This is a genomic window from Kitasatospora sp. NPDC048296, assembly GCF_043201815.1.
GTDB lineage: Bacteria > Actinomycetota > Actinomycetes > Streptomycetales > Streptomycetaceae > Kitasatospora.
Window position 1 is genome coordinate 1 of record NZ_JBICZB010000073.1, and the last position, 15511, is coordinate 15511.

Annotated in this window: 11 protein-coding genes; 3 read left to right on the forward strand and 8 right to left on the reverse strand. The window is 70.7% G+C overall.

The genetic code is table 11. From position 1 onward, the window contains the following. Positions 1 to 602 precede the first annotated feature (602 nt). Positions 603 to 1538 carry a hydroxymethylbilane synthase gene (hemC, locus tag ACGF12_RS31285; protein ID WP_393037535.1) on the reverse strand — a complete coding sequence of 312 codons (936 nt, stop codon included), beginning with the start codon at positions 1536 to 1538 and terminating at the stop codon, positions 603 to 605. Between the two features lie 104 nt (positions 1539 to 1642). Between hemC (ACGF12_RS31285) and hemC (ACGF12_RS31290) the strand changes: the two genes are divergently transcribed. Then, complete coding sequence (hemC, locus tag ACGF12_RS31290; protein ID WP_393037470.1) at positions 1643 to 2575, forward strand: hydroxymethylbilane synthase; 933 nt, start codon at positions 1643 to 1645, stop codon at positions 2573 to 2575. Here hemC (ACGF12_RS31290) and ACGF12_RS31295 read toward each other — a convergent pair. The 3 genes from ACGF12_RS31295 to ACGF12_RS31305 form a co-directional block, all read right to left on the reverse strand. Continuing rightward, positions 2572 to 3540, reverse strand: coding sequence for a hypothetical protein (locus ACGF12_RS31295; RefSeq protein WP_393037473.1), 969 nt, complete (start codon positions 3538 to 3540; stop codon positions 2572 to 2574). The genes hemC (ACGF12_RS31290) and ACGF12_RS31295 overlap by 4 nt on opposite strands. Before the next feature lie 77 nt (positions 3541 to 3617). After that, positions 3618 to 4184: a hypothetical protein gene (locus ACGF12_RS31300; protein WP_393037476.1), complete on the reverse strand. Its 567-nt coding sequence runs from the start codon at positions 4182 to 4184 to the stop codon at positions 3618 to 3620. Positions 4185 to 4197: 13 nt separating this feature from the next. Then, on the reverse strand, positions 4198 to 4626 hold the full coding sequence (locus ACGF12_RS31305; RefSeq protein ID WP_393037479.1) for an ATP-binding protein: 429 nt from the start codon (positions 4624 to 4626) through the stop codon (positions 4198 to 4200). A gap of 198 nt (positions 4627 to 4824) precedes the next feature. On the opposite strand from ACGF12_RS31305, the gene ACGF12_RS31310 reads away from it, so the two are divergent. Both ACGF12_RS31310 and ACGF12_RS31315 read left to right on the forward strand, forming a co-directional pair. Beyond that, the gene (locus tag ACGF12_RS31310; protein ID WP_393037538.1) at positions 4825 to 6123 is read left to right on the forward strand and encodes a tetratricopeptide repeat protein; all 1299 of its coding nucleotides are present in this window, start codon (positions 4825 to 4827) and stop codon (positions 6121 to 6123) included. 201 nt (positions 6124 to 6324) lie between these two features. Continuing rightward, positions 6325 to 7167 carry a hypothetical protein gene (locus ACGF12_RS31315; protein ID WP_393037482.1) on the forward strand — a complete coding sequence of 281 codons (843 nt, stop codon included), beginning with the start codon at positions 6325 to 6327 and terminating at the stop codon, positions 7165 to 7167. 66 nt (positions 7168 to 7233) lie between these two features. On the opposite strand, the gene ACGF12_RS31320 is transcribed toward ACGF12_RS31315, so the two are convergent. The 4 genes from ACGF12_RS31320 to ACGF12_RS31335 all read right to left on the reverse strand — a co-directional run bounded on the left by ACGF12_RS31320 (position 7234) and on the right by ACGF12_RS31335 (position 15480). After that, the gene (locus tag ACGF12_RS31320; RefSeq protein ID WP_393037485.1) at positions 7234 to 12180 is read right to left on the reverse strand and encodes an NAD-glutamate dehydrogenase; all 4947 of its coding nucleotides are present in this window, start codon (positions 12178 to 12180) and stop codon (positions 7234 to 7236) included. Between the two features lie 285 nt (positions 12181 to 12465). Beyond that, the gene (pruA, locus tag ACGF12_RS31325; protein WP_393037541.1) at positions 12466 to 14091 is read right to left on the reverse strand and encodes an L-glutamate gamma-semialdehyde dehydrogenase; all 1626 of its coding nucleotides are present in this window, start codon (positions 14089 to 14091) and stop codon (positions 12466 to 12468) included. A 171-nt stretch (positions 14092 to 14262) separates the two neighbouring features. Further along, complete coding sequence (locus ACGF12_RS31330; protein WP_393037488.1) at positions 14263 to 14919, reverse strand: HAD family hydrolase; 657 nt, start codon at positions 14917 to 14919, stop codon at positions 14263 to 14265. 51 nt (positions 14920 to 14970) lie between these two features. Further along, entirely contained in the window at positions 14971 to 15480 is a 510-nt protein-coding gene (locus ACGF12_RS31335) for a DUF6912 family protein (RefSeq protein ID WP_393037491.1), read from the reverse strand. Between the last annotated feature and the right edge of the window lie 31 nt (positions 15481 to 15511).

Below are 15511 nucleotides of genomic sequence, written 5' to 3' on the forward strand. Positions count from 1 at the left end.
CCGGGGGGTGTTGGGGGGGGGCGGGCGGGGGGGGGCCCGGGGGTGCCCGCCCGCCCCCCGGGGCGCCCGGGGCCCCGCCCGGGGCCCCCGCTCGAACACCGGACGCCCCGCCCACCCACCCCTTCCAGGACCCGCAAAGCGACGACGGCCCCGGCCACGGCTGGCCGGGGCCGCCAAACCCAGAGTCGCCTGGCACCTCTCGTTCTGCGTAGACGGCGGGAGGGCTATGGCACGACAGGTCGAACGCTGTTGGGATTGATACAGCTCCTTTTCGCCGCCCCGCCGGACGTCTCCGGCGGGGCGGCGAAACCGGAACTGGCTGGTGTGCCGATGAAGCGGGCCTGCCCTCTCCTTTCAGGGGTGGCAGATCAGGATGCCTCCAAGACATGTGATCTTGAATGACCCCTCGGTCGCGATCGTGGTGGCAGCAATCTCGGCTGCCCGGCTGCCGGTCTCGTGGAACGGGACGCCGCATTGGTCCGCCCCCACTCACATCCAGAGGCACCTCTTCCTGGGGTGGGCCCGTGCCAGAAGACACGGGCCCACCCAACTAGGCACTACCCGCCCGGCAGGTTCTGGCGAGTGGCGGCGCGGAGGTCGGGTCAGTGCGCAATGGAATCGATAAGGTCGCAGGCGCCGTCGCGGATCAGCGTCTCGGCGACGGCCTCGCCGAGGGCCACCGAGGTGAGCTGGTCGCTGGTGCGGCTGGCGGTCAGCACGGTCGCGCCGTCGGGGGTAAAGACCATGGCCCGCAGGGTGAGGCGGCCGTCGTCGAAGGCGCGGGCGTATCCGGCGATCGGGCTGTTGCAGTGCCCGCGCAGGAGGTTCAGCACGGTTCGTTCGGCAGTGATCTCGCGGGTAGCGAGGCGGTCGCCGAGTGGGGTGAGCAGGGCGATCATCTCCGGGTCGTCGGCACGGCACTGGAGCCCGAGGACGGCGGCCCCGAGCGGCGGGCACATCTGCTCGACGGACAGCACCTCGCTGATGTGGTGCTGTTCGCCGATGCGCTCCAGGCCCGAGGCCGCAAGGACCAGGGCGTCCACCTTGCCCGCCTTGAGAGCGGCCAGCCGCAGGTTGGCGGTGCCCCGGCTCGGGACGAGTTCGAGGTGGGGGTGGCTGGCGGTGAGCTGGGCGATCCGGCGCACGGCGGCGGTGCCCACCCGGGTGCCGGGCGGCAGCTGGTCGAGGGTCAGGCCACCGGGGTGGATCAGGGCGTCGCGGATGTCTGCGCGGGCGGGGTAGGCGGCGAAGACGGTCCCCGGGGCGTTCAGCGGGAAGCCGGCCACGTCCTTCATGCAGTGCACGGCCATGTCGCAGACGCCGGTCAGCAGGGCTTCCTCGATCTCGCCGGTGAAGGCGCCCTTGTCGTGCAGCTCGGCCTGCCGGCCGGGTTCGAGGTCGCCGGCCGCGGTGAACGGCACGAGCTCGACCTGGGCGTCCGGGTAGCGGTCGCGCAGATCCTCGGTGACCCGGGCGACCTGGGCCAGCGACATCGGGGAGGTGCGGGCGCCGATACGGATGGTGCGGGTGGTGTCCAGCACTGGGGGCTCCTTCCCCGGTTTCCGACATACCGTCGGAAACCGAGTGTGTTCGATGCGGGTAGCATGCGGTCAACATCTCGTCAGATGCTGGGAGTTGGCGCATGAGCACACTGGTGGTGGGATCGCGGGCCAGTCACCTGGCGCGGGCCCAGGTCAGGGAGTTCCTGGCACCGCTGCGGGAGCGCTTTCCCGACGTGGTCTTCCGCCAGCGGGTGATCACGGAGGCCGGTGACCAAGACCGCAGGTCGGCTCTGCGGGACGTGTCGGAGCGCGGCGGCGGCTCGGCGTTCTCCGTGAACCAGGTGAACGCGCTGGTGTCCGGCGAAGTCGATGTGATCGTGCACTCGCTCAAGGACCTGCCGACCGCGAACCCGCCCGGCCTGATCCTCTTGCCCCCGCCCACCCGTGCCGACGTGCACGATGCGCTGTGCGGATCGACGCTGGCCGGCCTCCCTCACGGTGGCAGGATCGGCACCTCGGCGTCGCGCCGGATCGCCCAGCTGCTGCACCTCCGCCCGGACCTGGTGCCGGTGGAGATCCGGGGGAACGTCCCGACCAGGCTCGGCAAGCTCAGGACACAGCAGCTGGACGCCGTGGTCCTGGCCGCCGCCGGGATCAAGCGGCTCGGCCGCGGCGAGGAGATCAGCGAGATCCTGCCGATAGAGCTGTTCCCCCCGTCGCCCGGCCAGGGCGCCCTGGGCATCCAGATCCGCGAGGACAACGAGCTGGCCCGCGAGATCCTGGCCAGTTCCGGCGACCCGGTGACCGACACGGAGGTGCGGGCCGAGCGGGCAATGCTGGCCGAGCTCCACGGCGGGTGCTCGGTGCCGGTCGGCGCGTTCGGCAAGGCCGACGGCGACGTGCTCACCCTGCACGGGCAGGTCACCTCCGTGGACGGCAGGCGGCAGGTTCAGGCGTGCCTCTCCGGCCCGCTGAGCGAGCCGGAGAAGCTGGGCGTGCAGGTGGCCGGCCTTCTGCTGGACCAGGGCGCGGAGGGCATCCTGGCGGAGGTCCGACCCACCGCCGCCGTTTAGGCGCGCAGGCGGGCCAGGTCCAGGGCGGCATAGGTGATGATCCGGTCGGCCCCGGCTCGCTTGAGCATGGTGAACAGCTCCGCCAGCGGGCGGAAGTCCCGCTGCCCGGTGGCCGGGTCGAGCGGCGCGAGGCGCATGTACTCGCCGGAGACGGAGAACGGCATCAGCGGCGCCGGGGTGCGGCGCTTGAGGGCCGTGAGGACATCGACGGACAGCATCCCGGGCTCCAGCAGCAACATGTCCGCCCCCTCACCGAGGAAGGCGAGGCCGGTGTCCACGGCGGTCTCCGGGCTGCGGGGGCTGATCTGGAACGGGCGGCGGGCGCCGGAGGCGGGGGTGGCTCGCATGGTGGTGCGGTAGCCCTCGTAGAGGGCGGAGTCGAAGATCAGGTGCGGCATGGTCGCCACGTCGCGGTGACCAGCCTCGTCCAGAGCCTGACGCACGGCCCAGGTGGTGCCCCGGGTCATCGCGGCCGGGCCGACGATGTCGGCGCCGGCCCCGGCCTGGATGACGGCCTGGGCGGCGATCAGCGCGGCCGTGGCAGCAAGGTCGATCCGGCCCGCGACCGTCAGGTGGCACTCGCCGGTGCCGGTGTGGCCGCACAGGCAGTTCTCGGTCATCACCGCCATGCCGGGCTCGGTGTCCTTGACGGCGTGGATGGCCCGCACCATCAGGCTGTCCGACGCGATGGCGCCGCTGGCCTGCTGGTCGCGGTGCAAGCTGTTGGCGAACACCTTCACCGAGCGGATCCCAGCGGCGGCCAGGTCCCGCACGACCTGCGGGATCTCAGCGACGGTGACGGTCGGCATCGGCCGGTCGACACCCTCGCCGTCCTCGCGGACCAACAGGACCATGCTCAGGTCGGTCGCGGTCAGCTCGGGGCCCTCCAGGAAGCTACGGACGGCCGGGCGGCCGTGGAGCCGGCCGGTGGTGGCATGTGCGGCAGTGTGCTGGGTGGTGGTCATCTCGTCCTCTCGGTCCATGGTGTGTGGCGCCGGGCGGGGTCTGCTGCGCAGGAAGTCGGTGGGGCCCGACTTCCTGCTTACGGGGTGGTGGCGTGGCTGGCGCGGGTGCGGCAGTGGGCGAGGGCGGGTTTGATGCGGGGGTCGGGGGTGGGGGTGGTGGAGAGGAGCTCGCCTGCGGCAACGAGGGTGGTCCAGTACTGGGTGGGGTTGCCGGTGGTGGGGAGGGGGGTGGCGGCGGCGAGGGAGAGGTAGGCGGCGGTGAGGTTGCCGGTGGTGAACCAGCGGGCCAGGCCGTGCTGGTGGCCGGCTCGGATGCCGCCCATGGCGTCGATGGCGGTGAGGAAGAGCTCGACGATGCTCTGGTCGCGGGCGTCGAGGGTCTTGGGGACGTCGAACACGCCGAGGGCTTCGAGGAGTTCGCCGGTGTCGGCCTCGGTGCCAGGGCGGGGGTTAGCGAGCAGGGCGCGGTAGCAGTCGTTCAGGCGGCGGGTGGCCTCGGCGAGGGGGATGTCGAGGGCGAGGCAGACGGCCCGGGCGGCGGGGAGGGGCTTGCTGCTGCGGCGGGCGAGGAGGGTGTAGGTCTCGGCGGGGGTGGAGCCCTGAGAGAGGGAGTGCCGGGCGAGGGTAAGGAGGGGAGACTGCATCGGAGGCGCGCTTTCAGGCAGTGGCGAGGGAGAAGGAGGGCGCAATGAGGGCCCAGACGAACTTGCCGATCCCGCCCGCGCGGGGGCAACAACCCCAGCGCTCCGCGAGCTCGTTGACGAGGAGGAGGCCGCGTCCGCGCTCGTCGTCCAGGTCGACGGAACGCAGAGTGGGGCGCCCGCTGCCGGCGTCGTGGACTTCGAGGCGCAGACGGTCGCTGATGAGAGCGAAGCGGACCTCGATCAGGCGGTCGGCGGGGGCGTCGGAGTGCTGGACGGCGTTGGCGAACAGCTCGCCGAGGAGGAGTTCGGCGACGTCGGAGTAGCGGTCGCCGGTGGGGAGCGCGGAGAGGTAGGCGCGCAGCAAGTGCCGGGCGAGGAAGGTGGATTCGGTCCGCGAATCGAGACGCGCGGTGAACGTGCGGGGGCGGCGGGAAACGAGCATGGCGGAGTTCCTCAGGGGCGGAGAGGGGGACCGGCCGCACCACTACTGGTGACTGGCCGATGACAAACAGTCAACAGTCCTGCCCTGCAGTCGGCTATGGTCGAGGCAAGCCGGGACGTTGAAACCCTTGAAACCCGACTGCAAGGGGGAACTGTCGTGCGAACCGACCGTACGCCGAACCGCAAGCTCGCCTCGCTGATGACCGAAGCCGCATGGGGGAACAGCGAGTTGGCGCGGGCCATCAACCGGACCGGCACCGAGACCGGACAGCGACTCAAGTACGACGCTTCGGCCGTCTCTCACTGGCTCAGCGGCACCTCGCCTGCGGCGAAAGCACTGCCGGTGGTCTTGGAAACACTGACACGAAGACTCAAGCGGCCGATCACCGCCTTGGAGGCCGGATTTCGCGAGATGCCTATCACCGTTGATGAGTCGACGGATACGGTGACAGGGCTGATCGATCTGGGGAGCCTCGATATGGACCCATCCCGGCGCGGAGTCCTCACGGCTGGCCTGTACTCGGCGGCCCTCACCATCCCGGGCTGGCCCGACCTGGTGGGCCGCTTCGAGATGCTGCGGACCAACCCACACCTGCGGATCGGCATGGCGGAGGTCCAGTCGGTCGCCGCGATGACCGAACGGATCAGCGACCTGGACGACCAGTTCGGCGGTCGGATGGCCCGCCCGATGGCCGCCTCATTCCTGGTCAACACTATCGCCCCGTACCTACAGGCGGACGCCCCCGAGGACGTCCGCAAGGCGATGCTGTCGGCCGCCGCCGACCACTGCTACCTGACCGGCTACATGGCCATGGATGAACGCCACGACTCCCTTGCCCAGCACTACTACCTGAAGGCGCTGGAGCTGGCCGGGCACGCAGGCGACCACCTCACGTACTGCACCACCCTGCGCGGCATGAGCGTGCAAGCCGTCGACCTCGGTCACGGCAGCACCGCCGTGCGGTTCGCGGACGCCGCCTCAGCCGCCTCCCCGCAGGCCGGACCCCGCATGAGGGCCTTCCTCGCCGGCCAACAGGCCCACGCCACCGCCCAGACCGGGGACAAGGCCGGAGCCCTGTACCACCTGCGGATAGCGGAAGTCGCGATGGAACAGGCCGAGTCCAAGGCGAAGGCGTTCGGCTCCTATGACCCGTCCTCCCTCGCGTACCACGAGGCCAAGGTCCGCTGGGAGCTTGGGGACAAGACTGGCGCCATCACCGCGATGGAGGCGTCCGACCGCCTGCGGTACTCCGTGTACGTGCGCAACCGGGTACGGATGACCGGCATGCTCGCAGAGTGGAAGTTGCAGGCCGGCCGTCTCGAAGAAGCCTGCGCGGACTGGCACCGGACTCTCGACGACTACCCGGCCGTCCAGTCCGGCCGGGCCGACGACCGTTTCCGCACAATGCTCTCCGCGACCCAACCGCACCGCCGCAACCCCCACGTGCGCGAACTCCTGGAACGCGCCCGCCCCATGGCGAACGGCCACCGGATCTGACCAGTGACGAGCACTCCGTGGCTGTCAGCGCTCGCCGCGATGCCGCGCCCCCGCCCTTGGCCTGCCCTTCCCGCTGCGGATTTCGCGAACGCTTCACACTCCGCGTAGTTGATGTGCTACGTTCCGCATCATCAACAGCACATAGTTGACCCCGGCGGTGGTGGAACACCCCGGGGTCCGGCACAGGAGCTGACACTCCCAATGCAGATTCATCGTAGCGCCCACGCGCGCTCTTTCACCGTACTTCCCAACGGCCTGTTGCAGGACCGTCGCCTCAGCTTCACCGCTCGCGGCCTCCTCGCCGATCTGCTCTCCCGCCCGAACGGCTGGCGCGAGGACGGCCGACAGATGGCCGACACCAGTCCGCAGGGACGCGGCGCCGTCCGCCGGGCGCTCAAGGAGCTGAAGGACGCCGGGTACTACCGCGTCGACACGTTCCGGCTGCCCAACGGCACCGTCCGCTCCGAGGCCCACGTCTACGACACCCCGCAGCTCGCAGCGGAAGCGCCACCGGTTGTCCCCCGTCCGGCCGCCGGTGAACGGGGCACCGGCCGCGCTGTCACCCCTCCCGTAAAGAACCCGGCAGAAGAACCCACCCTCCCGGATGAACAGACCCGCACCGCCGTGGCCACCCTGTTCCGGGTGATCCGGCCCGAACCGCGTCTGCGCCTCGGCGAAGCCGAGGCGCAGACGCTCGCGCCCCTCGTCGCCCAGTGGCTGGAGCGCGGAAGCACCGCCGCCGAATTGGCCCAGGCCTTGCTCCCCGGGTTGCCGCAACCGATGCACTCCCCGGCGGCGATCCTCCGCGATCGCCTGCAACGCAAGATGCCACCCGAACGATCGGCACCCCCACCGGCCTCCTACGCCGAGTGCAGCCTCTGCCACGACCCGGTGCCGCAACCCGGGATCTGCTGCCCCTGCGCAGGCCTCGGCACGAGAACCCTCACCGTTGGCGGAGGAGCCGCCGCCGCCCGAGGCGGGGCAGCCCGTGCCCGCGCAGCCCTGCGCGGGCACGGGCCTCTCGTCGGCGCCCTCGCTACGTGAGCCACGCAAAGCGGCGGGCCCGCGTCCAGAAGGACGCGGGCCCGCCGACAAAAGGAGCCGTCCGGCTCAGCGCATCGAACCGGTGCGCAGCAGGGTGCGGATGACGCGCATCGCGACCGAGAGGCTGGACAGCTCGTAGTTGTCCGAACCCCTTATGTCGTCGAGGGTGCTCTTGGCGCGGTTCAGCAGGGTGGCGTTGAGGTCCGCCCAGGCGGTGTAGCGCTCTTCGGGGGTGGCGCCCTCGGGGCCGCAGACCAGGACATCGGCGGTCAGCGCCGCGTGGGCCGCGAAGAGGTCCTCGCGGATCGCGGCGCGGGCCATCGACGACCAGCGGTCGGTGCGGGGCAGGTCGATGATGCGGTCGAGCAGGTGCGAGATCTGCAGGCGGTCGCCCAGGTCGTAGTACAGCTCGGCGACGTCGGCGACGTCCTTGCCGGAGCGGTCGGCGACCTCGGTGATGTCCAGGGTCGGGAAGACCGAGGACAGGCCGGCGATCCGGGTGGCCAGCTCCTCCGGCACCCCGGCCGAGGCGAGCTCGTTGTAGATCGACTCGAACCAGGTCAGGTCCTCGCCGCGCAGCGGCTTGGGCAGCGAGCCCCAGACCTGGTTGACCCGGTCGTGGAAGAACTCGATGGTGCCGGCGATGTCGAGCGGCTGGCGGCGGTTGTTGAGCATCCACCGGGTGGCGCGCTCGACCAGGCGGCGCGAGTGCAGCCGCATCTTGGTCTGGACCCGGGCCGGGACCTTGTTGTCCAGGCCCTCGATCTCGGCCCAGATCTCCTCCAGGCCGAAGACGGCCCGCGCGGCGGTGTGCGTCCGGGCGATCTCCTCGTAGGTCGCGCCGGTCTCCTCCTTCAGGCGGAAGGCGAAGGTGCAGCCACCGCGGTTGATCGTGTCGTTGACGATCAGCGTGGTGATGATCTCGCGGCGCAGCGCGTGGTTGTCGATCGCGTCGGCGAACTTCGCCCGCAGCGCGCTCGGGAAGTACTCGTGCAGCGCGGTGCGGAAGTACGGGTCGTCGGGCAGGTCGGTGGCCAGCAGCTCGTCGGCCAGGATGATCTTGGTGTAGGCGAGCAGCACGGACATCTCGGGCTGGGAGAGCCCGCGGCCGCTCTGCTGGCGCTCGCGGATCTGGCGCTCGGCGGGCAGGAACTCCAGGGCCCGGTCGAGCTGGCCGGCCGCCTCGAAGCGGTTGATCATCCGCGCGTGGACGTTGACCATGCTGTGCGCCTGGGAGACGGCGTTGGCCAGCACCACGTTCTGCGCGTAGTTGTTGCGCAGCACCAGGTGGCCGACCTCGTCGGTCATCTCGGCGAGCAGGACGTTGCGCTGCTTGACCGTCATGTCGCCCTCGGTGACGACCTGGTTGAGCAGGATCTTGATGTTGACCTCGTGGTCCGAGGTGTCCACACCGGCCGAGTTGTCGATGGCGTCGGTGTTGATCCAGCCGCCGGTGCTCTCCGGGCCGCCGGAGGCCGCGTACTCGATGCGGCCGAGCTGGGTGCAGCCGAGGTTGCCGCCCTCGCCGATGACCCGGGCGCGGACCTGCTCGCCGTTGACGCGGATGGCGTCGTTGGCCTTGTCGCCGACCTCGGCGTTGGTCTCGGTGGAGGCCTTGACGTAGGTGCCGATGCCGCCGTTCCAGAACAGGTCGACCGGCGCCTGCAGGATCGCCTTCATCAGGTCGGCCGGGGTCAGGCGGCTCTCCTGGATGCCCAGGGCGGCCCGGACGTGCGCGCTGAGCTGGATCGACTTGGCGCTGCGGGGGAAGACCCCGCCGCCGGCCGAGATCAGCGACTTGTCGTAGTCGTCCCAGGAGCTGCGGGGCAGGTCGAACAGTCGGCGGCGCTCGGCGTACGAGACGGCCGCGTCCGGGTTCGGGTCGAGGAAGATGTGGCGGTGGTCGAAGGCGGCGACCAGCCGGATGTGCTCGCTGAGCAGCATGCCGTTGCCGAAGACGTCGCCGGACATGTCACCGATGCCGATGACGGTGAAGTCCTCGGTCTGGGTGTCGACGCCGAGCTCGCGGAAGTTGCGCTTGACCGACTCCCAGGCGCCGCGGGCGGTGATGCCCATGCCCTTGTGGTCGTAGCCGGCCGAGCCGCCGGAGGCGAAGGCATCGCCGAGCCAGAAGCCGTACGACTCCGCGACGCCGTTGGCGATGTCGGAGAAGGTCGCGGTGCCCTTGTCGGCGGCGACGACCAGGTAGGTGTCGTCCTCGTCGTGGCGGACCACGTCGGCCGGGTGGACGACCTCGCCGGCCACCAGGTTGTCGGTGATGTCCAGCAGCGCCGAGATGAAGGTCTTGTAGGACGAGATGCCCTCGGCCAGCCAGGCGTCGCGGTCCACCGACGGGTCCGGCAGCTGCTTGGCGACGAAGCCGCCCTTGGCGCCGACCGGGACGATGACGGTGTTCTTGACCATCTGGGCCTTGACCAGGCCGAGGATCTCGGTGCGGAAGTCCTCGCGCCGGTCGGACCAGCGCAGACCGCCGCGGGCGACCTTGCCGAAGCGCAGGTGCACGCCCTCGACCTGCGGCGAGTAGACCCAGATCTCGAACGCCGGGCGCGGGGCCGGCAGGTCCGGGATGGCCTTCGGGTCGAACTTCATCGACACGTAGGAGTGCCACGCACCGGAGCCGTCGTGCTGGAAGAAGTTGGTCCGCAGGGTGGCCTTGATGAGGTGCAGGAAGGAGCGCAGGATGCGGTCCTCGTCCAGCGAGACGACCTCGTCGAGCGCGCCGGCCAGCTCCTCCAGGACAGCCTCAGTCAGCTCCAGGGCGCCCGAACGGTGGCTCGGGCTCAGCCGGGCCTCGAACAGGTTGACCAGCAGGCGGGTGGTGTGGGTGTTGTTGCGGAGCGCGTCCTCCATGTAGTCCTGGGAGAACGTCGAGCCCGCCTGGCGCAGGTACTTGGCGTACGCGCGCAGCACCATCGCCTGGCGCCAGTTCAGCCCGGCGGTGAGGACCAGCTCGTTGAAGCCGTCGTTCTCGGCCTTGCCGGTCCAGGTGGCCGCGAAGGTCTCCTGGAAGCGCTCGCGGGCCTCGTCGGTGAGCCCGGTGGCCTCGCGCAGCTTCAGGCCGAAGTCGTACACCCACGCGGTGGTGCCGTCGGAGCGGCGCAGCGCGTACGGGTGCTCGTCCAGCACCTCGACGCCCAGGCGCTGGAGCACCGGCAGGACCTCGGTGAGCGAGATCGGGCCGCCGACCCGGTAGATCTTGAAGCGGCGCTCGTCGTCGCCGGCGCCGACCGGCTGGTACAGGTTCAGGCGGAAGTCGCCCTCGCCGTGCAGCGACTCGATCTGCTTGATGTCGGCGACGGCGGTGCGCGGCGGGAAGTCGGCGCGGTAGCCGTCGGGGAAGGCGTTGGCGTACTTGTGGCCGAGCTCGGCGGCCTTCTCCTCGCCCAGCTCCAGGTGCAGCTGGTCGTGGAAGCCGTCCATCCAGAACCGGGCGGCCTCGGCCAGGCGGTTCTCGATCCGCTCGATGTCGGTGTCGGTGAGCCGGGGCAGCTCGGTGCCCGGGGCGACCCGGACCACGAAGTGCAGGCGGGTCAGCACCGACTCGGTGGCGTACACCGTGTAGTCGATGGTGGCGCCGTTCAGCTCCTCCTTGAGGATGTCGGTGAGCAGCAGCCGGATGCGCGTGGTGTAGCGGTCACGCGGCAGGTAGATGAACGCGGAGAAGTAGCGCCCGTACTCGTCCTGGCGCAGGAAGAGGCGCAGCTTACGGCGCTCCTGCAGGTAGAGCACGCTGGTGGAGATGGAGAGCAGCTCGGCGGCCGAGGTCTGGAAGATCTCGTCGCGCGGGAAGGTCTCCATGATCTGCAGCAGGTCGCGGCCGTCGTGGCTCTCGCTGGAGAAGCCGGAGCCGTCCAGCACCTCCTGGACCTTGCGGCGCACGACCGGGATGCGGGTGACCGACTCGGTGTAGGCGGCGGAGGAGAACAGGCCGAGGAAGCGGCGCTCGCCGATCGGCTCGCCGGCGGCGTTGAACTTCTTGACGCCGACGTAGTCCAGGTAGGCCGGGCGGTGCACGGTGGAGCGGCTGTTGGCCTTGGTCAGGACGAGGAGCTTCTTCTCGTGGGCCTTGGCGCGCACCGGCGCGGAGAGGCGGCCGAAGGCCTCGGAGACCGCGTGGTGGCGGTCGTCGTGGCTGTGCGGGTCGGAGCGCAGGATGCCGAGGCCGGTCCCGGCGACGGCCTTGAGGACCTCCTCGCCCTCGTGCTCGACCAGGTCGTACTCGCGGTAGCCGAGGAAGGTGAAGTGGTCGTCGGCGAGCCAGCGCATCAGCTCCCAGGCCTCGCCGACCTCCTGCTCGGGCAGGCCGCTCGGGGGCTCCTCGGCCAGCTCGTCGGCCAGGCGCAGCGCGCTCTCGCGCATCTTGCCCCAGTCCTCGACGACCTCGCGGACGTCGCCGAGCACGCGGCGCAGGTTGGTCTCGATGGAGCGCAGGTCGTCGCGGTCGGTCTCGCGGTCGATCTCGATGTGCATCCACGACTCGACGGTCGCGTCGGCGGGCCACTCGGTGCCGGCGGCCTGGCTGCGGGAGCAGGCGTCGACGTCCAGGATCTCCAGCAGCTTGCCGGTGATGTCACGGCGGACGACCAGCTGGGGGTGGATGACGATGTGGATCGCGCGGTCCTGGCGGGACAGCTCGTTGGTGACCGAGTCCACCAGGAAGGGCATGTCGTCGGTGACGACCTCGACCACGGTGTGGCCGCAGGACCAGCCGTTCTCCTCGACCGAGGGGGTGTGGACCCGCACCTCGGCGGTGCCCTGGGGGCGCTTGAGGCCCAGGCGGTAGTGGGAGGCGGCCGCGCCGTACACGTCGACCGGGTCGAGGTCGACCAGGTCCTCGGGCGCGGTGTGCAGGTAGTAGTGGTGCAGGTACGCGGTCAGAGCGCCGTTGCTCAGACCCTCCCCCGGCGCCGCTCCCCCCACCTGGCTGTTCTCAGCGGCTGCGGCTGCCTTCTTGAGCAGTTCGGCCTTGGCTGCGTCCAGCTTGGTCTGCATGACTTCTTGGCTCCTGTCGCGCGCCGTTGCGTGACTCGGTGGTGTGTGGATGTACACCGACGGGTCACCGCAATCCTGCCGCACCATCCGACTGAAAGGGGCTCATGGCACGCATGAAACGCCCTCCCAGCGGGTAGGACGTCTCATTCGTCCTGCAAGCCACCCGACGACGTCAGCCAGCCTAACCGGATCAATCGAAGGTGCACAGGGACAGGGAGGCGCAAACCCGAAGGATGTAGGGTCCGTCCTGGACAGCATGTCCAAACCGGAGTCTCATGTTCACTCTCAGCCCATGTGCGGGTAGCCGTGGTGGGTCGGCGGGACGAAGGTTTCCTTGATCGCGCGGGCCGAGGTCCAGCGCAGCAGGTTCTGGGCGGCGCCCGCCTTGTCGTTCGTCCCCGAGGCCCGGGAGCCGCCGAAGGGCTGCTGGCCGACGACGGCGCCGGTGGGTTTGTCGTTGATGTAGAAGTTTCCGGCGGTGAAGCGCAGTTCCTCCACGGCTTGGGCGATGGCGTAACGATCCTGCGCGATCACCGCACCGGTCAGGCCGTAGGGGGCGCCGGAGTCGACCCGGCCGAGCACGTCCTCCCAGCGGGAGTCCTCGTAGACGTGGATCGCGAGGATCGGGCCGAAGTATTCGGTGCGGAAGATCTCGCCCCGGTGGTCGGAGGAGACCAGGACGGTCGGGCGGACGAACCAGCCGATCGCGTCGTCGTACTGGCCGCCGGCCACCAGCTCGACGGTCGGGTCGGCCTTGGCCCGCTCGATCGCGATGCGGTTCTTCTCGAAGGCGCGCTTGTCGATCAGGGCACCCATGAAGTTGGACAGATCGGTGACGTCGCCCACGGTGAGGGCGTCCACCTCGGCCAGGAAGTCGTCCTTGATCCTCAGCCAGACGCTGCGCGGCAGGTAGGCGCGGGAGAGCGCCGAGCACTTCTGGCCCTGGTACTCGAAGGCGCCGCGGATCATCGCGGTTTTCAGGATCTCCGGGTCGGCCGAGGGGTGGGCCAGCAGGAAGTCCTTGCCGCCGGTCTCGCCGACGATCCTCGGGTAGCTGCGGTAGCCGCCGATGTTCGCGCCGACGGTCTGCCACAGCGACTGGAAGGTGGCGGTGGAGCCGGTGAAGTGCAGCCCGGCCAGCGCCGGGTCGGCGAGGGCCACCGGGGAGACCTGCAGGCCGTCACCGGTGACCAGGTTGATCACCCCGGACGGCAGTCCGGCCGCCTCCAGCAGGCGCATCAGGTGGTGCGCGGCCAGCGTCTGGGTCGGCGCGGGCTTCCAGACCACGGTGTTGCCCATCAACGCGGGGGCGGTGGGCAGGTTCCCGGCGATCGCGGTGAAGTTGAACGGGGTGATCGCGTAGACGAAGCCCTCCAGCGGCCGGTGGTCCACCCGGTTCCACACGCCCGGGGAGGAGCTCGGCTGCTCGGCCAGGATCTGCCGGGCGAAGTGGACGTTGAACCGCCAGAAGTCGATCAGCTCGCAGGCGGAGTCGATCTCGGCCTGCTGCACGGTCTTGGACTGGCCGAGCATGGTGGCCGCGTTGAGCGTCTCCCGCCAGGGCCCGGACAGCAGGTCGGCGGCGCGCAGGAAGACCGCCGCGCGGTCGTCGAAGGACAGCGAGCGCCACTGCCGCCCGGCCGCCAGCGCCGCGTCCACCGCCACCCGGGCGTCCTCCCGGGTGGCGTTGCCGAGCACCCCCAGCTTGGCGGCGTGGTGGTGCGGCTGGACGACGTCGATCCGCTCGCCACTGCCGAAGCGCTGCTCGCCGCCGACGGTCATCGGCAGCGGGATCTGCTCGGCCGCCAGCTCGTCCAGCCGCCGGACCAGCCGCTCCCGCTCCGGGCTGCCGGGCGCGTACGCCAGCACCGGCTCGTTGACCGGGGTCGGCACCTCGGTGACTGCGTCGATGGGCATGGCCGCTCCGTCCTGCTGGCTGCTGCGGGCTGTCGCTCCACTGGTGTCACCCCCAGCCTGACCAGGGACGGGCGGATCCGCCCGTCCGGACACGCCAACGGCGGACGTGGCGCCCGCCACGTCCGCCGTCAAAGCAGCGCCTCTGCCGTCCGGCCCGCCGGCGGCTCAGCCCGCGAGCCGGCCCGCCAGCTCGACCGCTTCGGCCAGGCTGTCCACCACCGGGACGCCGACCGGCTCCAGCTTCTCCCGGGTGTGCGAGCCGCCGGTGTACAGCACCGCGTGGGCACCCGCGCCCAGCGCCGCCAGGGCGTCGTCGGCGGCGTCGCCGATCAGCACCGTGCGGGCCGGGTCCACCCGCTCCCCGAGCGCGGCCAGGTGCTTGCCCAGCTGCTCCGCCTTCTGGCCGCCGGACGGGCCGCTGCGGCCGTCCACCCGCAGGAAGCGGCCGGTCAGGCCGAAGGATTCGACCAGCGGGACGAGCTTGTCGTGCGTGTACATCGACAGCAGGGACTGGCTGTGCCCGGCCGACTGCCAGCCGTCCAGCAGCTCCTGCACGCCGTCGGTCAGGCCGCAGGCCGGGCTGAGCTCGCGGTAGCGGTCCTGGAACGCGTCGTCCAGCTTCAGCCACTCCTCCTGGGAGGGCATCCGGCCGAGCAGCCGCTGGTAGAAGCGCGGGATCGGGATCTCGTACTGCTCGCGGTACTGCTGCATGGACATCGGCCCGACGCCGATGGTCGCGAACGCGGCGTTGCTCGCGCCGAGGACCGCGTCCATGTCGTGGAAGAGGGTGCCGTTCCAGTCCCAAACGATGTGAGTGCGCACGGGTTCAGACGGTAACCCGGACGGACGACGCACCGGTAGGACCGGGGTCACTCAGGCCAGCAGCGAGGGGATCTCCTGGGTCGCGAACCAGAGCAGGTCGTGGTCCTCGGCGCCGTCCACGGTGAACTGGGCGTCCTGGTCGCCCGCGTCGGCCGCGGCCACCGCCGCCACCGCCGCCGTGACGTCCTCGACCACCTCGTCGTCGGCGACGTCCGCGTGCACCGAGGCCGCCTTGGCGAGCTTCAGCGGGCCGGCCAGCACCACCCGGCCCAGCGAGGCCTGGTCCTGGTACTCGTCACCGGGGAAGGGCCGCACGGCCGAGTCGGCCACGTCCAGCGCCACCACGACCCGTCGACGCGGCGCCTGCGGGTCGGCGGCCAGCAGCCGCAGCGAGGACTGGGCGGCCCGGTTCAGCGCCGCGTACTCCAGCTCCTCCAGGTCGTCGCTGACGTACCACTCGCGCAGCGCGGGGGTCACGGCGTACGCCGCGGACTGCTCCAGGGCGCCGCCCTCGTGCGCCGCCGCCAGGCCGGTCAGGGTGGTGGGCACGTACACGCGCATCGGTGGCACTCTCCGGTTCGTCCAGCGGGGT